Here is an 18415-nt window from a genome sequence, read left to right on the forward strand (position 1 = left end):
GGTATTGCTCCTAGCGTGGCCGATGCCCCGCTTTCCGGCATCGAAAGGACCAGCCATGCAGTTCGTTTCCGTCCGCGTGATCACCCACGAGGTCGCCCGCCTCACCGGGTTCTACGAGAAGGCGACCGGCCTCGACGCGCGGTGGCGCGCCGAGCAGTTCGCCGAGATCGCCGGCCCGTCGTGCACCTTGGCGATCGGCAGCGCCGAGACGATGACCCTGTTCGGCGGCGCGGCCGCGGTGCCCGAATCGAACCGGACCGCGATCCTCGAGTTCCGGGTCGAGGACGTCGACAAGGAGTACGAGCGGCTGGCGGACCTGGCCGAGATCGTCCAGAAGCCGACCACGATGCCGTGGGGGAACCGGTCCCTGCTGTTCCGCGACCCCGACGGGAACCTCGTCAACTACTTCACGCCGAGCGCGCCGTAGTTCCGGACGAACGAGGTCAGCAGCCGGGCGAACTCGCGACGGTCTTCGTCCGGCCAGTCCGCCATCGCCTCGGCGAACACCGAACGGCGGAATTCGTGCATGCGCGTCACCGCGGCACGGCCGGTTTCGGTGAGCACGAGGACGGCGCGGCGGCCGTCGCGCTGATCGGCTTCACGCCGGAGGAAACCGCCCTCGACCGCCCGCGCGACCAGACGGCTCGCGCGCGGCTGGTCGATGGTCAGGGCCGCCGCGAGGCTGGTCACGGTGCCCGGTTCGCCGCTCTCCTCGGCCGCTTCGACGGCGTCGAGGAGTCCCTGGATCGCCTGGTCCGGCATCGCTTCGGCGCGGTCGCGGGCGAGTTTCGACAGCGACCGCCTCGCCTGGCTCCGCCGGATGGCGATCATCGCGCGTTCCACGTCGGCCACGGCGTCCGTCATTGCCCATCCTCACCAAGTGCATGTACTTTTACATGTAGTTGCCGTCTACATGAAGGAGTATCCATGAAGCCCATCGGATTCTGGTTCGCCCACCTTCACCAGGCCTGACCGAAGCCGGCCGGAAGGTACACCTGCGCCTGAAGGCCAAGGTCGACGAGTTCCGCAAGCGCGCGACGGACGGCATCAGCGACGACGAGTACCGGACGACGGTCGCCGTGCTGGAGCGGATGGCGGCGAACCTCGCCCGGGAATAACGCGGAACCGGGCGACGTCGTCTATCCTGGTAGTTGAAAGTTCAAACAACTGGAGCTGACATGACCCCGGTGCTTTACCTCAGCCACGGAGCGCCGCCGCTCGCCGACGACGCCACCTGGACCCGCCAGCTCGCCGGCTGGTCGGCGGACCTCGAAAAGCCGAAGGCGATCCTCGTCGTCTCCGCGCACTGGGAAGAGGCACCGCTGTCCCTCGGCGCCACCACCACGGTGCCGCTGGTCTACGACTTCTGGGGCTTCCCCGAGCACTACTACCAGGTGAAATACGCCGCACCCGGCGCTCCGGAGCTGGCGGACAAGGTACGGAAACTGCTCCGCTCACCGGAGACACCGGTCCACGACGCGCCCGACCGCGGCCTCGACCACGGCGCGTACGTCCCGCTCGTGGAGATGTACCCGGACGCCGACGTCCCGGTGCTCCAGGTGTCCATGCCGTCGCTGGACCCGCGCGAGCTGTTCGACCTCGGCCGGAAGCTCGCGCCGCTGCGCGACGAAGGCGTGCTGATCATCGGCAGCGGCTTCTTCACCCACAACCTGAGCGCACTGGGCCAGACCGACGGCACCGACGGGACGCCGCCGTCGTGGTCGAGCGAATTCGACCACTGGGGTGCGGAGACCCTGCGCCACGGCGACCTCGACGCGTTGCTGGACTTCCAGCACAAGGCCCCCGCCGCGGCCCTCGCGCACCCCAGGATCGAGCACTTCGCACCGCTGTTCGTCTCGCTCGGCGCGAGCTCTTCGGAAGGGAAAGGCGAAACCGTCATCGACGGCTACTGGCACGGCCTCGCCAAGCGTTCCCTCCAGTTCGACTAGCGGGAGCGGAGGACGCCGGCGCCCGCCACCAGACCGAGCGCCAGCAGCGTGACCACCCCGAACGAGACCGTCAGCGACGTCAGGTCGGCGATCCCGCCGATCAGCGACGGCGCGACGAGACCCGACGAATAGGTGATGGTCGCGACGCCCGCGATCGACTGGCTCGGCGTCGGCCCGCTGCGTCCGGCCGCCGCGAAGGCGAGCGGCACCACGACGGAGACGCCGAGCCCGATCAGCGCGAACCCGGCCATCGCCATCACCGGATGGGCGGCGAAGACGACGAGCAGCCCACCGGCCGTCGCGAAGGCGCCACCCGTGCGGACGGTCTTGACCGAGCCGAAGCGCCGGACCAGCGCGTCACCCGAGAGCCGGGCCGCCGCCATCGTGCAGGTGAACGCGGTGGTCGACGCCGCCGCGATACCCGGCGAGGTGTCGAGGACGTCGCGCAGGTAGACGGCGGACCAGTCGAGGCTCGCGCCCTCGGCGAAGACGGCACAGAACGCGACGGCACCGATGATCACGGCCGACTTCGGCGGCAGCGCGAACCTAGGCGGCGGATTCTCGTCGGGCGCGCTGCGGACGTCGAACACGCCCTGGCAGAGGAGCGCTCCGGCGACGGTGAGCACGGCGGACGCGATCAGGAAGTGGATCCGGGCGTCCAACGCGGCGTGCGCGGCGAGCGTGCCCGCGGCGGAACCGACGAGCGCGCCCGTGGTCCACATGCCGTGCAGCCCCGACATGACCGACTTGCCCATCTTCTCCTCGACGTCGACGCCGAGGGCGTTCATCAGCACGTCCGAGGTACCGGCCGCGGTGCCCATGACGAACAGCGCGAGGCACAGGGTGAAGAGGTTTCCCGCCAGGGACGGGAGGATCAGCGCCAGCGTCCAGTACGCCAGCAGCAGCCGGAGCCCCAGCCTGCCGCCGAGCCGGTGCCCGATCCGCGCGGCGAGCGGCATGGTCAGCGAGGCACCGATCGCGGGGAAGGCGAGCGCGAGGCCGAGCTGGCCCGCGCTGATCCCCGCGTGTTCCTGGATCCACGGGATCCGGGTGGCAAAACTGCCGGTCACCGCGCCGTGCACGGCGAAGACGGCGGCGATGGCGACCCGCGCCTGCCGCACCCGTCGTGACGGCGCGCCGACGGTTTCCACTGTGTTGGTCACTGGGCCCCCAAGGTCCATGAGACGACTCGACGGTGTGAGCGTAAACTATCAGGAAGGGAACCTGATAATTAATTCTGGGAGGATCCAACGGTGAGTGTCATCCGGATGCCGTCCGCCTCCCCGAGCACCGCGCGGGCCATCAACGACCGGCTCGCCCTCGACCTGCTCCAACGCGAGGGCGCGCTGACGGCCACCCAGCTCAAGACGTTGACCGGGCTCTCCCGGCCGACCGTCGCGGACCTCGTCGAACGGCTTCAGGACGCCGGGCTGATCGAGATCGTCGGCGAAGCGGGCGCGGAACGCCGCGGGCCGAACGCGAAGCTGTACGGCATCGTCGCCGACCGCGCGTACCTCGCCGGTCTCGACGTCCGTACGCACGGCATGGCCGTTTCGGTCGCAGACCTGCTCGGGCAGACCAGGGCGGAGGCCTCGGTGCCGTTCGCTTTGGACGTCGACACCGATATGGCCGTCGAGCGGGCGATCGCCCTGCTGGAGGCCACCACCGCCGAAGCGGGCGCGACCGCGCTGCACACGATCGCCGTCGGCGCGCCCGGTCTGGTCGACCCGGCGACCGGCGGTCTGCGGCCCGCCGGGGGACTGCCCGCGTGGCACGGGAAACTCGTCGACGAACTCCGGCGACGGCTGGGCGTCCCGGTACTGCTGGAGAACGAGGTCAACCTCGCCGCCGCCGCCGAACAGCGCCTCGGCGCCGCCCGCGACCGCGACACCTTCGTCCTGCTGTGGCTCGGCTTCGGTGTCGGCGCGGCCGTCGTCCTCGACGGTTCGCTGCGGCGGGGCGCGTCGGGCGGCGCGGGCGAGATCGGGTTCCTGCCGATGCTGGGACCCGGACGGCTCCCGACGGCGACGGACTGCGACGGCGGCTTCCACACCCTGGCGGGCAGCGCCGCGATCTGCGACCTCGCCCGCGAACACGGCATCCCCGCTTCGTCGGCCGACAACGCCGAAGCGGCCGAAGCGGCCATCGGGTATGCGATCGACGCCGGCGCCGAGGAGTTCCTGGAGATCGTCGCGGAGCGGATCGCGATCGGCGCGGCCGCGGTCACCGCGGTGCTCGACCCGGGTTGTCTCGTGCTCGGCGGCGAGATCGGCCGCGCGGGCGGCGACGCGCTGGCCGCCCGGGTCAGCCGCCGGATCTCGGAGATCTCACCGCTGCGGACCGAGGTGCGGGCGGGGACCGTCGGCGGCGGCGCGGTGCTGGAGGGCGCGGTACTGACCGCGATGGGCGCGGCCCAGGACGCGCTGTTCACCCCGAGGGGCTGAAACGGCGATCTCGCGTGATCAGACGGACGACACGCGTGATTGGAGAGCGCACACGCGTGATCGGGGGCGGAACACAAAAGGAAGCGGGCCCGGGAGTGACTCCCGGGCCCGCTTCGGTTCATTCAGTGGCGCTAGCCGACTGGCAGGTTCACATGGTGTGGAACTTCTTGCCGGTCAGGGTGCCGATGAAACGCTGGAACATGCTCAGCGGCGACGAGTCGACGTTCGCCAGAGCCGGGACCTGCGCGGTCGGCATCGCCGGGGTGCTGTTCACGACCGGCAGGGTGCCCGCGGTGGGCAGCTGCACCGGCAGCGAGCCGGCGGTCGGGAGCGCACCCGCGGTCGGCAGGGCGCCGGCCGTCGGGAGGGCCACCGGCAGGGTGCCCGCAGTCGGCAGGGCGCCGGCCGTGGGGAGCTGCACCGGCAGCTTGCCGACGGTGGGCAGGCCGTTCAGCGCCGGGAGGGTCGGCAGCTGCGCGACCTTCGGGGCGTCCGCACGAGCGTCGTCACCGGGCAGGGCCGGGGTCTTCGGCAGGGCCGGGACACCGGGCAGCGCCGGGGTGCCGGGCAGCTCGGGCAGGTCCGCCTTCGGCATCTGCGTCGGGAGAGCCGTCAGCCCCTTCAGGGAGGACAGACCGGCCTGCAGGCCACCCAGCTGGGGACCGTCGGCGCGGGCGCCACCGATCGCCGGGGTGGACGGCAGGGCGCCGGCACCGTTCAGCGCGGGAGCGCCGAAGGGCAGGGTCGGCACCGCGTCGATCGGCATCTCCGAGCCCACCGTGTCGGTGAAGGCGCGGGTGTACTCCTCGTCGTTGATCTCGGTGGAGTCGTCCGAGTTCTCGTCCGCGATGGCCAGCACCGGGATTTCGAGCTCGTTCAGCGGAACCGAGAACACCAGCGGGTGGTGGAAGTTGAAGCCCGACAGGGCCTCTCCACTGCCGTCGGTGATGCTGTCGCCGCCGGTCTGGCCGTCGATCATGCTGTCCGCGTCGGTCTCGGAGACGCCGCCGGCCGCCGCGATGGCGTCGCCGAACACCTCCGGAACGGCCGCGACCGGGATGTCGAGGATGTTGCCCGAGAGCGATCCTTCGGTGCCCGAGGTCTCGACGTCGCCACCCGAGGTGGCGTCGACGGTGTCGGAGCCGACGGCGTCGGCGATACCGGCGGCCGCGACCGCGTCGTGCGTGACGGGCACGATCGGCAGCGCCTGCGCGCCGATGATGTTGCCCGAGACCGCGCCTTCGTCACCGGTGGTGGTGGCGTCGCCACCCGCCGACGACATGACGTCGTTCACGCTGGTGCCCTTGGCGATGCCCGCCGCAGCGGCGCCGAGGCCGGTCACCGGGACGGTGCCGCCGACCGGCGTCTGGACGATGTTGCCCGCCAGGGCGCCTTCGTCACCGTTCGCGGTGGCGTCGCCACCGGCGTTCGAGTCGGTCAGGTTCGAGCCCTCGCCCGACGCGATCCCGCCGAGCACCGCGGCGAAGTTGTGCGCCTGGACCGGCAGGGACACCGGGCCGTAGACCAGGTTGCCCGAGCCCGCGCCACCGTCACCGGTCGCGTGGACGTCGTGCCCGGCGTTGGAGGTGGTGTCGCCGTCGGCGCCACCGTGGCCCTGACCGATGAACGCGCCACCGATCCCGAACGCCTGCACCGGCAGCGAAACCGGCACGGTGCCCAGGTTGGAGCTGAGGAAGCCGTTGTCGTCGGCGGTGTTCCCGCCGCCGCCACCGGAGACGACCTTGGTCTCGTCGGCCGAGCCGGAGCCCTGACCGATGAACGAGCCACCGACACCGAAGACCTCGGCCGGAACCGCGGCCGGGACCTGGACGATGTTGCCCGAGCCGGACGAGTCGTTGCCCGTGGTGCCGTCGTACCCGCCGGCGGTCACGGTCTTGGTCTCGGTCGCCTCGGCGACGGCCTGGCCGATGTGCGAGCCACCGACGCCGTAGACCTCGGGGGCCAGCGCGGCCTGGGTGTTGACGATGTTGCCCGCGAGGGTGGAGTCGTCACCCGTGGTGTGGCTGCCGTTGCCGGCGTTCGCGTCGACGGTGTTCTCGCACGAGGTGGAGGACACGTTGCCGATGTAGGTGCCCGCGATGCAGGTCACCTCGACCGGGGCCGCCACGGCCGGGTCGACGATGTTGCCGCCGCCCGCGGAGCCTTCGCCCTCGGAGCTGACGAAGCCACCGGCGTCGACGACGCTGGAGTGGCTGGTGCCGCCGTCCTTGCCGGTGTTGGCCAGGCCGACCCAGCTGGCGGCCACGCCGCCGACGTTCGCGACGTCCGCGGTCTGCGGCACGATCGCGTTACCCGCGACGGCCGAGTCCTCGCCGGAGGTCTGCACGTAGCTGGGGACGTTGCTCCAGCCGGGCGTGGTGTCGCCGGCCTGCGCGTCCGCAGCGGAGCTGCTGTTCGAGTTCGCGAGCGAACCGTGCGCGGCCGCCGCGTTGTCGTTCACCTTCACCGGGAGGGCGATCGGCACCGCGCCGACGTTGCCGCCGAGGGCGGAGTCGTCACCGTCGGTCTCGACCCAGCCGCCGGAGGTGGCGTCGGTCTCGGCCTCGTAGCCGGAGCTGTTGGCGTTGCCGATGATCCAGGACACGGCGTTGCCGGTGACCTGGACCGGGGTGGCGAACTGACCGGCCACCACGTTGCCGGAGAGAGCGGAGCCCTCGCCGTCGGTGGTGATGTTGCCGGTCTCGGTGGTGCTCTGGCTGGCGGAACCGCCGACCACGCGACCGGTGCCGCCGGCGAGCCCGCCGCCGTTCCCGGCGATCTGCACGGGCAGCGCCCAGTCCAGGGACACGACGTTCCCGGCGAGGCTGGAGTCCTCACCGGTGGTCTCGACGTCCTGGTTGTGCGACCACGTCTGCTGGTGGCTGCCGCCCTCGACCTCGGCGTCACCGATCACGCCGATGGCGTTGTCGACGATCTGGATTGGGACGACGACGTCACCGACGACCTTGTTGCCCTTGAGGATGTCGTCCGTGGTGGTGAACCCACCACTGGTCAGCCCACCGCTGACCTGACGGGCCGAGTCCTTGGCGGCCAGCGGCGCGGGGACGGCGCCCTTGTCGGAGAGCTTGGGCAGCCCTCCGCCGATGCCGTCGCTGCTGCTGCCCGGCGACGAAGCCGAGTCCAGCGCGTCCGAGACGGGCTTGGTGACGGCCTTGGTGCTGACCTCACCCTTGTAGCCGGGGAGGTCGGCCTGGCCCAGCGGCGTGCCGACGGCGTTGTTGTCGATCTCGATGGGAACGGTGACGTTCGCGTCGAGCGGCGAGGCAGGGGTGTCGGGGTTGACCTGTTCGTCAGCCGAGGCGATGCCGGTGCCCAGCATCAACAGCCCACCCGTGACCAACGCGGTCTGGAGTCCGCGCTTTGCCCAGGATTGCATGGGGTTGTTCTCCTTCATTTCGGGTTCCCTTTCGGGTCTGAGGAGGCGCCTTCGAACAGGCGCCAGAGGGGGGTGGAAAGAGTGCGGGCGCGACAAAGCGCACCGCCGTTTCGCGGGGGTTCAGGAGCGGACGCGAAGCCAAGCCCGGAATCGGGAGGCGTGAGGCGCGTCGGCTACCCCGCGGAGGGAGGTGTTCAGTCAGGAGTGACGCCGGGCTGCGAGCCCGGGGTGAGCGGCATGTACCGCGTGCCTGCCAGCGTGTAGCCGGTCAGGGAACGCTCGACGGCGGCGACGAGCCAGGCGGGAACGCCGTGGGTCAAGCCGTCGAGGTGACCACCGGGGGCGTTGCCGCCACCGGGGACAGTCGGGATGGACGGCGCGACGGGAAGCGGCGCCGGGGTGAGCGGACGCGGGAGGTCGCCGTGTCCGTCACGCGAAGGAGAGTCCTCGTCCTGGTCGAACGCGCCCTGCTGCTGCACGAGGGCGGGCATCGGGAGGAGGGTCTCGGCGGAAGCGGGGAACTGCGTCGTGGCCAGCTGGGCGAAGTCGGTGACCTGGTCGCCGGCGCCGCCGGTCTCCAGCGGGGACTTCGGGTCGACCGGGCCGCCGCTGACCGGAAGCTCCGGCACGAGACCGCCGTGGCCGTGCGGGTCGAGGAGGTCCCAGACCCCGCGACCGAAATCGGGCGACGGGGCGAAGGTCTCGTCCAGTACCTGGCGGGTGTCCTGCGGCTTGCGCACGATGTGCTCGACGGCGCCGAGCGTCCGCTTGACCGGGGTGACCACCGAGGTGTCCGCGAAGTCGGTGACCGCGTCGCTGACGCGGTCGGAGACCTCGTGCTCGTCGGCGCGGATCTCGCCGCCGCAGTGGCGCTTCGCCGTCGAGGTCTTGGACCCTTCCGGCATCGACCACGTGGTGGCGTCCTGGTGGTTCTCGCCGCACACGGCACCGGCGACGTCGCCGGTGAACTTCGAAGTGCCGCGGGAAACATCGGAAAGACCGGCCGTGGTGGCGTCGGTGACCGGGGTGACGCTCGTGTCGGGAGCGTTGACCATCGGCGCGGACGGGATGACATCGGCCGCGGCGGAAGCTCCGGAAACCGCCCAAGCGGCGGCGGAACCGGCGACGGCGCCGCCGAGGACGAACAGCGCACGCGAAGCGAGACGGCCGAAGCGCGCCGCGCCCCGCCCCTCGTTCTTCGCCGCGTTCGTCACTCGGTCTCCTGTCGCTTCGGTGTGCCGTTCATCGGTTGCGGGACCGAGGTAAGCAAAGGGCGGAAGGTCAAAGCGAGCCAGCAACGCCTTGATGGCACGATCGTGTGAAGAACACACGGTGTAGCTCGAAATCACGATCAGTGATCAAGGCAGGCGGGACCGGGTTACTCCGGAGTCGACCGGCGGACGATGTGTCAAGCGTCGCATCGGGCTAATTCGACGCGTACGCGTTGCCCGGAATGTTCAAGAAACCCGGGCTCGGACCGATACGGTGAGCGCGTGAGCGAGCCAGGGCGCAAACAGCCGGAATTCGACCCCTCGAACCCGTTCCTTTCCGAGTCCACGGAAGACGTCACGAACCTCGTGCCCCGCGGCCTGCGGATCGGCGCGGCGCTGTCGTGGCGCTTCATCGTGGTGATCGCCGCGCTCTACGTCATCGTGTTCCTGATCGGCTACCTGTCGGTGGTCGTGATCCCGCTGTCGATCGCGCTGCTGCTCGCCGCGTTGCTCGCGCCCGCCGTCTCCAAGCTGCAGGCGATCAAGTTCCCGCGCGGGCTGGCGGCCGGGATAGTGCTGATCGCCGGGCTCGCGGTGCTGGGCGGGCTGCTGACGTTCGTCGTCGCGCAGTTCTCCTCCGGTCTGCCGGAGCTGCAGAAACAGCTGACGGAGAGCCTCAACCAGATCAAGGGCTGGCTCATCGACGGGCCGCTGCACCTGCGTCAGGAACAGATCCAGGAGTTCATCAACCAGGCGATCAGCTTCCTGCAGAACAACCAGGCGTCGATCACCACCACCGCGCTCACCACGGCGACCACGGTCGGCGAGATCGTCACCGGCTTCATCCTGACGCTGTTCATCCTGATCTTCTTCCTCTCCGGCGGCGACCAGATCTGGTCGTTCCTGGTCCGCGGCGTGCCGGGACGGGTGCGCAACCGGATCGACGTCGCCGGGCGCCGGGGGTTCGCGTCGCTGGTCAGCTACGTGCGCGCGACGGCGGCGGTGGCCGTGGTCGACGCGGTCGGCATCGGCATCGGGCTGGCGATCGTCGGGGTGCCGCTGGTGATCCCGCTGGCGACGCTGGTCTTCCTCGGCGCCTTCATCCCGATCATCGGCGCCGTGATCGCGGGCGCGGTCGCGGTGCTGATCGCCCTGGTGACGAAGGGGGTCGTCGGCGCGCTGGTCGTGCTGGCCATCGTCATCGGCGTCATGCAGCTGGAGAGCCACGTGCTGCAGCCGATCCTGCTGGGCCGCGCGGTCAAGCTGCACCCGCTCGCCGTGGTGCTCGCGATCACCGCCGGTCTCGTCGCCGCCGGGATCGCCGGCGCGCTGCTGTCGGTGCCGCTGCTCGCGGTGCTCAACGCGGGCATCCGGTCGCTGCTGCACGAACACGATCCCGATCCGGCGGAGATCGACGTCCTGCGCGATCAGGCGGCGACCCCGAACGATCCCGGGGAAGAGAAAGAGTCCGAAGCGAAGTCATGACGGACACCCCGCTCTGGCGAGCGGTCTCGGCGCTCGGCACGCGGGACCCCGCCACCCCGCTGTGGCGCGGGGTGATCGTGCTTCGCGTGACGACGCTGCTCTTCGCGCTGGGATCGTTCGTCGTCCATTACGACGGCTACGCGAACAAGTGGCTCGCGTGGACGTCGTTCGGCGTGATGACGGTGTGGACGGTGCTGAGCAGTGTGTTCTACGCGCGGCCGTCGAGCCGCTGGCCGTGGCTGGTCGGCATCGATCTCGCGCTGACCGTCGCGCTCATGTTCACGTCGGCGTGGATCCTGACCACCGCGCAGTTCGACGCCAACACCCCGCTCATCACGACGGTGTGGGCGGCGGTGCCGCCCGCGGCGGCCGGGACGCGGTTCGGCGCTGTCGGCGGGGTCCTCGCCGGGCTGGTGGTCTCGGTGGTCACCGGGCTGGTGCGCTGGCGGTTCGACGTCGACGTCGCGCGGGACGGCTTCCTGCTGACCGCGAGCGGATTCGTGATCGGGCTGGCCGCGACCATGGCCCGCCGGTCCGCCGACGCGCTGACCAGGGCGTTGCGCATGGAGGCCGCGACGGCCGAACGGGAACGGCTCGCCCGCTCGATCCACGACAGCGTCCTGCAGGTGCTCGCGCGGGTGCGCAAACGCGGCGCCGAGTTCGGCGGGGAGGCCGCCGAACTGGCGAAGCTGGCCGGTGAGCAGGAGATCGCGCTGCGGGCGCTGGTCACCACCGAGCCGACGCATCCGAGCGAGAACGGGACCACCGACCTGCGGTCCGCGTTGCAGCTGCTCGCGACGCCGTCGGTGCAGGTCTCGACGCCCGCCGGTGAGGTTCAATTGCCCGAGCACGTGACCGCGGAACTGGTGGCGGTGGCGCGCGAGGCGCTGCTGAACGTCGAAAAACACGCGGGTGACGAGGCGCGTGCCTGGGTGCTGCTGGAGGACCTCGGCACCGAGGTCGTGGTCAGCGTCCGCGACGACGGCCCGGGAATCGCCCAAGGGGTGTTGGAACGAGCGGCGGCCGAGGGACATCTAGGTATCGCGGAGTCCATCAAGGGGCGCGTGCGGGATCTGGGCGGAAGCGTCGCCCTGGACACCGCGCCGGGCCAGGGCACGGAATGGGAAGTCAAGGTTCCAGTGGCGGCGAGGGGAAAGCGATGACCGACGCGCCTCAGATCTCGGTGATGGTGGTCGACGACCACCCGATGTGGCGGGACGGGGTCGCCCGCGACCTCGCCGAGCACGGTTTCGACGTGCGGGCCACGGCTCCGGACGCGCCCGCCGCGCTGCGGATCGCGCGCACGGTCGCACCGGACGTCGTGCTGATGGACCTCAATCTCGGCGAGACGTCCGGCGTCGACGCCACCCGCGAGATCACCTCGGAGCTGCCGTCGACCAAGGTGCTGGTGCTGTCCGCGAGCGGCGAGCACAGCGACGTCCTGGAGGCGGTCAAGGCCGGGGCGTCCGGTTACCTGGTCAAATCGGCTTCGGCGAGCGAACTGGTGGACGCGGTCAGGCGGACGGCGGCGGGGGATCCGGTGTTCACCGCCGGGCTCGCCGGGCTCGTCCTCGGCGAATACCGGCGCATGGCCGACGCCCCGGACGACGGACCCGCGCCGCCGCGGCTGACCGAACGCGAGACCGACGTCCTGCGCCTGGTCGCGAAGGGGATGACGGCGCGGCAGATCGCCGAGAAGCTCGTGCTCTCGCATCGGACGGTGGAGAACCACGTCCAGTCGACGCTGCGGAAACTCCAGCTGCACAACCGGGTCGAACTCGCCCGCTACGCCATCGAGCACGGGCTCGACGCCGACGAATAGCTCAGCCCTGGGCGATGGTGACCGCCGAAGGGTTCCGCTCGGCGGGCAGCGGCGTCTTGGCGATCGTCCACTGTGGCCGGTCGAGCCACCAGCTCGCGACCACGTCGGTGACGAGCACCAGGGCGTCGTCCTCGGACCATTCGACCGCGACCCGGTTGAGCGGGGTCACGATCGGCATCGAGGGCGCGCGCGTCCAGGTCAGCGTGTCGAGCGCGAGCACCCAGACGTCGGCGGTCTGCGTACTGGTCCCTTGCCAGGCGGGATCGCCGAACAGGACGGCCACCTTGTACCCGTCGCGGCTCGGCACCACCTGCCCCGGTTTGCCGTTGGTCACCGGCCACCGGACCGGCGTGCGCTGGCTGTTGCGCAGGTCGAACACGGAGAACTCGGTCAGCTCGGCGAGCAGCATCCGGTCCTTGGTGATCGCGAGGACGCGCGGGAACTGGTGCACGGCGCGGCCGGTGGCGGGGTCGATCAGCACGTCCTCCGCGGTCGCCGTCCCGGCGTTCACCGTGATCAGCAGGCCTTGCGGCACCTCCCGGCGCACCGCCGTCGTGCAGCTCGCCGGACGGCCGCGGCCGCGTTCGGCGCCGAGGAGCGAGACGAACTGGAGGCGGCAGAGGTCGTTGCCGTCGTCGCGGATCAGCCAGACACCGGTCTCGTCGGCCGACGGGGCGACGCTGCGCGCCTTGCCCAGCTTCCACGGCTCGTTCTTCGGATCCCCGTAGACGAACACCTCGGACGGCTCCAGACAGGAAGGCCCGCAGCGGCCGGCCGACAGCACGACCGGGAACTTGCCGACGCGGATGACATCGTTGACCCGGTCGCCCGACGGCGCACCGGGAAGCGGAGTGGTCACGCCCTTGGCGGGGTCGAGCATCGACGGCGGTGACGTCGCCATGATCAAGCGGAATCCGGTGTAGTCCACCGGGATGCCGTCGAGTTTCGACGGCGGCGGGCTCGTCGGCTCCGGCGGGGCGGGCGCGGGTTGCGGGGTCGCCGTGCACCCGGCCAGCACCAGGACTGCCGCCACTACGGCGGCACAGGGGAGAAATGCGGGTCTGTTCAGGGTATTTCCCCGATCTCGCGCGTGAGATCCGGTTCTACCATTCCAGGCATGGGCGAGGAAGAGCAGCCGACGACCGAAACCAAGCCGTTGACCGGACGGGACATCCGGGTCTCCGACGCGGAGCGCGAACACGTCGTCGAAGTGCTGCAGAAGGCGATCGGCCTCGGGATGCTGAACCTCGACGAGTTCACCGAGCGGACCGACCGCGCCCTCGCCTCGAAGACCCGCGGTGAGCTGAACGCGGTGCTCACGGATCTGCCGGGCCTGGTGCATCCCGAAGCGGGAATGGTGCCGCGTCAGCAGCAGAACCCGTGGGCGCCGCCGGCTCAGCACGCCTACTCGCGGACGTCCGGGCAGGTCATGGAGCTCAACGGCAAGTACTCGGCGTTGCAGCGCAACGGGAACTGGCTGGTCCCGGAGTCGATGGTGGTCCGGAACAAGTACGGTGCCACGAAACTGGACTTCTCCCAGGCCGAGATCCGGTACCCGGTGGTGCACATCGACCTCCAGGCCAAATGGGGCCCGGTGGAGATCACCATCCCCGAGAACGCCGCCGTCGACACCAACTCGATCACCGACATCAAGTTCGGCAACCTCGACGACCGGACCCAGTCGAACGGCCGCCCCGGCACGCCCCGGTTCGTCATCACCGGGCGCGTGCACGGGGGCGCGCTGATCATCAAGTACCCGCGGCGGGGCTTCTTCGGGCAGGACAGGGCCTAAGCACCGACCGGGCGCACGTGCCGGAGGTGCCGGAGCACGAAGTACGCGATCCCGGCGAGCACCAGCGCGGCCAGCCCGGACACCACGTGCATCCCGCTGGCGAAGGCTTCGTGCGCGGGAACGGCGTCGGCGAGTTTCGCCCGGGTGACGGCGTTGCCCAGCGTCCCGACGGTCGCGATGCCCAGCGCGTAGCCGAACTCGTTGCCGGTCTGCGAAAGCGAGGCCGCCGAACCGGCCTTCTCCGGCGGTACCGAGCCGACGACCAGATCCGTGCCGAGGGTGACCAGCGGGCCGCCGCACAGGCAGGTGACGGCGAACGCGATCGACGGGAGCACCGGACCTGCTCCGGGCTCGACCTGCGTCAGCAGCAGGAATCCGGCGATCGCGCCTGCCAACCCGGTGGCGATGAGGGCGGCGGGCCGGAAGCGGCGGGCGAGGATCGGGGCGGCCAGGAAGCTGACGGTCGCCGCGACCATCCCCGGCAGCAACGCCAGCGCGGCGCCGACCGGTGAAAGCTCCAGGACGATCTGGAAGAACTGTGCGACGAAGAGCATGGTCGTCCCGCCCAGCATCGAGAACGCGCACATGCCACCCAGCGCCGTCGCGAACGCGGGGACACGGAACAGCTTCAGGTCGATCAGCGGGTCCGGGAGGACTCGCTGACGCCGCACGAACACCGCGCCGAAGCCAAGGCCGATCAGGAGCGAGGCCACCGGGATCACGTGGACGCCTTCACGGGCGAGTTCCTTGATGCCGTAGACCGCGGGCAGGATCGTGACCAGCGAAAGCGCGACACTCGCCAGGTCGAGCCGGCCGGCGTTCTCGTTGCGGTACTCGGGCAGGAGCTTCGGGCCGACGATGAGCAGCAGGACCATCGCGGGGACGCCGAGCAGGAACACCGAACCCCACCAGAAGTGCTCCAGCAGCACGCCGCCGACCATCGGACCGACGATCGCGCCGACGGTGAAGCAGCCGGCCCAGATGCCGATCGCGAGGGAACGCTGACGGCTGTCGGGGAACAGGTTGCTGATCAGGGCGAGCGTCGACGGCGCCAGCGTCGCACCGGCGATCCCGAGGATCGCTCGGGCGGCGATGAGCATCAGCGCGCTGGTCGAGAACGCCGCCAGCACCGAGGCGAGACCGAACGCCGTCGCGCCGACGAGCAGCAGTTTCCGGCGGCCCACGCGGTCGCCGACGGTGCCCATGGTGACCATGAACCCGGCGATCATGAAGCCGTAGACGTCCATGATCCACAGCTGCTGGGTGCTGTCGGCGCCGAGGCTCTGGCTGAGTTTCGGCAGCGCGAGGATCAGCACGAACACGTCGAGCGAGACCAGGAAGGTGGGGAGGGCCAGCACGGCCAGCCCGACCCATTCCCGGGTGCCCGCCCGTGTCGGGGTCTCGGTGGTCGTCATCGTCCGGTCCTTTCGTCGCTTCGGTGTCTCTCACCAAGGCGTCGAAGTGGTGGACCGGATTTCGACAGGCTCTCCCGATCTTTTTCAGATCGGGAGAGCGGGGGACCTTTGCTATCGCTTGGCGGCGGCGGCCCGCGCCTCGACCGGGTCCGACGTCGCCAAAGCCGCCTCGGCCAGCGCCTCGCATTCGGCCAGCGTGGTGGCGGCCAGGCTCGCGCCGACCGCGCGCACCGCGGGCGCGTTCATCGAAAGACTGGTCAGGCCGAGCCCGGCCAGGACCAGCGCGAGCCTCGGGTCGGCGGCGGCCTCACCGCAGACACCGGCGGGTTTGCCGGTGTCCTTCGCGGCCTGGCCGATGACCTTGAGCAGGCGCAGCAGCCCGGGCTGCCACGGGTCGTTGAGCTTGGCGACCGCGCCGAGCTGGCGATCCGCGGCGAAGGTGTACTGCGCGAGGTCGTTGGTGCCGACGGAGACGAAGTCGACCACGTCGAGGATCTCGCGGGCGGTCAGCGCTGCGGCCGGGATCTCGATCATCACTCCCGCGCGAGCGATCCCGGCGGCACGGGCGCGCTCGGCGAACCAGGCGGCTTCGGCCGCGGTGGCGACCATCGGCGCCATAACCGAAACCTCGGCGCCGGAGTCCTGCGCGGCACCCGCGATGGCCTCCAGCTGGCGGTCGAGGATCTCGGGCCGGTCGAAGGCGACCCGGAGGCCGCGGACGCCGAGCGCCGGGTTGGGCTCGTCGTCGGGCTCCAGGAAGGCGAGGGGTTTGTCGGCGCCCGCGTCGAGGGTGCGGACGATGACCGGCTTGCCGCGGAACGGCGTGAGCACGGCGGTGTAGGCCTTGCGCTGCTCTTCGACAGTCGGCTCGGCGGAGGCGTCGAGGTAGCAGAACTCGGTACGGAAGAGGCCCACCCCTTCGGCACCTGCTTCGGCGGCGGCCTGGGCGTCCGTGGCGGAACCGACGTTGCCGAGCACCTTCACGCGATGTCCGTCGGAGGTCGCGCCGGTGCCGTCCCAGTCGATCGCGCCGGTCTTGGCGGCCGCGACGACCTCGGCGTCCGGGTCCGCGACCTCGATCACGCCGGTGTCACCGTCCACCGCAAGCGCTTGCGCGTCGAGTGCGAGGACTCCGCGGACCGCGACGACGGCGGGGATGCCGAGCGCGCGGGCGAGGATCGCGGTGTGGCTGGTGGGGCCGCCCTCTTCGGTGACGAGCGCGAGGACCTTGTCCGGGTCGAGCCCGGCGGTGTCGGCGGGCGCGAGGTCGCGCGCGACGAGCACGCTCGGCGAGTCGAGATCGGGAACGCCCGGAGGCGCGATGCCGAGCAGCTCGGCGACGAGCCTGTCGCGCACGTCGAGGACGTCGCGGGCCCGCTCGGCCATGTAGCCGCCGGCGGCGGCGAGCGCGTCGGCGAACTTCCCCGCCGCCTGGTACACCGCGCGCGGCGCGGGCAGGTTCTGGTCCTTGACCAGTTGCTCCGCCGAGGACACGAGGGCCGGGTCGGCCGCCATCGCCGCGGTGGTGATGAGGATCGTCGCGGCCTCGCCGGTGGCGGTCTCGGCCAGCTTCTCGAGCCGGGCCGCCACGATCTGCGCGGCCGGGTCGATGCGGGCGGCCTCGGCGGCGGGATCGGCCGGTGCCGGCGTGCTCGCGGGTTCGCCGAGGGGTTCGGCGACTCGGACGACAGGACCGCTCGCGCGGCCGGGACTGACGGCGACCCCGGTCAGTGACTCAGACGGCATGGTCTAGACCATATCTCATAGGGGGCGTGACCTGGCTCATAGCCAACAGCACAACACAGAAGAAGACATCATTCCAGTTCGGATGCTGTGGGATACGACGGCTGCGCACCCTGACGGGTCACGGTGATCGCCGCCACCTTCACCGCCTTTCGCGCCGCGTCGGCCAGCTCCTCACCCTTCGCGAGCGCGGTGGCGAGCGCCCCCGCGAAAGCGTCACCGGCACCCGTGGTGTCGACGGCTTCGACCTTCGGCGACGGCACCTTCGTCACGCCGTCCGCGGTCACCACCGCCGCGCCCTTCGCGCCGAGCGTCACGACAGCGGCCTTCGGACCGAGGTCGAGCAGCTTCGGGAAGTCCGCCTCGCCACCGAGAAGGAACGCCGCCTCGTGCTCGTTGACCAACAGGACGTCGAGTCCCTGGAGCGTCTTCGCGGAAAGTTCGGCCGCAGGCGAAAGGTTCAGCAGCGTCTTCACGCCCTTTTCGACGGCTTTCGCGACGGCCCGCTCGACGGTTTCGAGCGGGATCTCCAGCGACAGCACCACGATCTCGGCGCCGTCGAGATCGACGTCCTCGGGCCGCAAAGCGGAGTTGGCGCCGGGGGAGACGAGAATCGAGTTCTCACCGTCGGGCGTGACCGTGATGTAGGCGATCCCGGTCGGACGGTCGCTCGTGCGCACCGAATCCGTGTTCACCCCGGACTCGGCCAGCGAACGCTTGAGCAGATCGCCGTACGGGTCGTCGCCGACCGCCCCGAGCAACGCGACGTCGGCGCCGAGCCTGGCCGCGGCGACCGCCGTGTTGGCGCCTTTGCCACCCGGCGACAAGATCGTGTCGCCACCGAGTACGGTTTCGCCACCACCGGGTCGCCTGTCGACCGGGACGACGAGATCGGCATTGGCGGACCCGATGACCAGCACCTGAGAAGTCATGGAGGAGACCATGCCATGACCAGGAGTTGTCCGGTCATGACCCTTCTCCGGGCAAAGATGTGAAGAACTTTGTAACTTTCTCGGCGCGTAATGCGACAATCAGGCGAGCAGCGGAACGCCGTCACTCTTTCGGGGGATAACATTCCCTCGGGCGTCACTTCGGCGATCACGCCCGCTCTTGAGATGCGTTGCCGCGTCCACGCGGTGACGTTGCCCCGGTCCCGA

15 protein-coding genes are annotated in these 18415 nt (G+C 70.6%); 7 read left to right on the forward strand and 8 right to left on the reverse strand.

Features of this window, described 5'->3' with window-relative positions; all coding sequences use genetic code 11:
* The first annotated feature begins 55 nt into the window (after positions 1-55).
* The gene (locus IE302_RS18280; RefSeq protein ID WP_191255740.1) at positions 56-427 is read left to right on the forward strand and encodes a VOC family protein; all 372 of its coding nucleotides are present in this window, start codon (positions 56-58) and stop codon (positions 425-427) included.
* On the opposite strand, the gene IE302_RS18285 is transcribed toward IE302_RS18280, so the two are convergent.
* Positions 403-864, reverse strand: a complete 462-nt coding sequence (locus IE302_RS18285; protein ID WP_191255741.1) for a MarR family winged helix-turn-helix transcriptional regulator — start codon at positions 862-864, stop codon at positions 403-405. The genes IE302_RS18280 and IE302_RS18285 overlap by 25 nt on opposite strands.
* Before the next feature lie 314 nt (positions 865-1178).
* Here IE302_RS18285 and IE302_RS18290 point away from each other — a divergent pair, with 314 nt between their 5' ends.
* The gene (locus tag IE302_RS18290; RefSeq protein ID WP_191255742.1) at positions 1179-1949 is read left to right on the forward strand and encodes a dioxygenase family protein; all 771 of its coding nucleotides are present in this window, start codon (positions 1179-1181) and stop codon (positions 1947-1949) included.
* Here IE302_RS18290 and IE302_RS18295 read toward each other — a convergent pair.
* Positions 1946-3112, reverse strand: coding sequence for an MFS transporter (locus IE302_RS18295; protein ID WP_229907832.1), 1167 nt, complete (start codon positions 3110-3112; stop codon positions 1946-1948). The genes IE302_RS18290 and IE302_RS18295 overlap by 4 nt on opposite strands.
* 90 nt (positions 3113-3202) lie before the next feature.
* Here IE302_RS18295 and IE302_RS18300 point away from each other — a divergent pair, with 90 nt between their 5' ends.
* Positions 3203-4393 (forward strand): ROK family transcriptional regulator, encoded by a 1191-nt coding sequence (locus IE302_RS18300; protein WP_229907833.1) that lies wholly within the window; start codon positions 3203-3205, stop codon positions 4391-4393.
* Between the two features lie 148 nt (positions 4394-4541).
* On the opposite strand, the gene IE302_RS18305 is transcribed toward IE302_RS18300, so the two are convergent.
* The gene (locus tag IE302_RS18305) at positions 4542-7790 is read right to left on the reverse strand and encodes a beta strand repeat-containing protein (protein WP_191255744.1); all 3249 of its coding nucleotides are present in this window, start codon (positions 7788-7790) and stop codon (positions 4542-4544) included.
* A gap of 194 nt (positions 7791-7984) precedes the next feature.
* Positions 7985-9004, reverse strand: coding sequence for a hypothetical protein (locus IE302_RS18310; protein ID WP_191255745.1), 1020 nt, complete (start codon positions 9002-9004; stop codon positions 7985-7987).
* Between the two features lie 279 nt (positions 9005-9283).
* Between IE302_RS18310 and IE302_RS18315 the strand changes: the two genes are divergently transcribed.
* Genes IE302_RS18315 through IE302_RS18325 form a run of 3 tightly spaced genes read left to right on the forward strand, consistent with a single transcriptional unit; the run spans position 9284 to position 12308 of the window.
* Positions 9284-10486 carry an AI-2E family transporter gene (locus IE302_RS18315; RefSeq protein WP_191255746.1) on the forward strand — a complete coding sequence of 401 codons (1203 nt, stop codon included), beginning with the start codon at positions 9284-9286 and terminating at the stop codon, positions 10484-10486.
* Complete coding sequence (gene macS, locus IE302_RS18320) at positions 10483-11649, forward strand: MacS family sensor histidine kinase (RefSeq protein WP_191255747.1); 1167 nt, start codon at positions 10483-10485, stop codon at positions 11647-11649. Before IE302_RS18315 ends, macS begins: the two co-directional genes overlap by 4 nt.
* Positions 11646-12308: a response regulator gene (locus tag IE302_RS18325; RefSeq protein ID WP_191255748.1), complete on the forward strand. Its 663-nt coding sequence runs from the start codon at positions 11646-11648 to the stop codon at positions 12306-12308. Before macS ends, IE302_RS18325 begins: the two co-directional genes overlap by 4 nt.
* A 1-nt stretch (position 12309) precedes the next feature.
* Here the strand turns inward: IE302_RS18325 and IE302_RS18330 are convergent, their stop codons facing one another.
* Positions 12310-13341, reverse strand: coding sequence for a hypothetical protein (locus tag IE302_RS18330; protein ID WP_229907834.1), 1032 nt, complete (start codon positions 13339-13341; stop codon positions 12310-12312).
* An 84-nt stretch (positions 13342-13425) separates the two neighbouring features.
* Here IE302_RS18330 and IE302_RS18335 point away from each other — a divergent pair, with 84 nt between their 5' ends.
* Positions 13426-14100 carry a DUF1707 SHOCT-like domain-containing protein gene (locus IE302_RS18335; protein ID WP_191255749.1) on the forward strand — a complete coding sequence of 225 codons (675 nt, stop codon included), beginning with the start codon at positions 13426-13428 and terminating at the stop codon, positions 14098-14100.
* On the opposite strand, the gene IE302_RS18340 is transcribed toward IE302_RS18335, so the two are convergent.
* The 3 genes from IE302_RS18340 to IE302_RS18350 form a co-directional block, all read right to left on the reverse strand.
* Positions 14097-15515 (reverse strand): MFS transporter, encoded by a 1419-nt coding sequence (locus tag IE302_RS18340; RefSeq protein ID WP_191255750.1) that lies wholly within the window; start codon positions 15513-15515, stop codon positions 14097-14099. The two genes, IE302_RS18335 and IE302_RS18340, sit on opposite strands and share 4 nt — an antisense overlap.
* Before the next feature lie 111 nt (positions 15516-15626).
* A complete protein-coding gene (ptsP, locus tag IE302_RS18345) occupies positions 15627-17261 on the reverse strand; it encodes a phosphoenolpyruvate--protein phosphotransferase (protein ID WP_191255751.1) in 1635 nt (544 codons plus the stop codon).
* Between the two features lie 68 nt (positions 17262-17329).
* A complete protein-coding gene (locus tag IE302_RS18350) occupies positions 17330-18190 on the reverse strand; it encodes a ribokinase (RefSeq protein ID WP_191255752.1) in 861 nt (286 codons plus the stop codon).
* Positions 18191-18415: the final 225 nt, after the last annotated feature.

Origin of the sequence: Amycolatopsis oliviviridis (assembly GCF_014654365.1) — a bacterium.
Taxonomy (GTDB): domain Bacteria; phylum Actinomycetota; class Actinomycetes; order Mycobacteriales; family Pseudonocardiaceae; genus Amycolatopsis; species Amycolatopsis oliviviridis.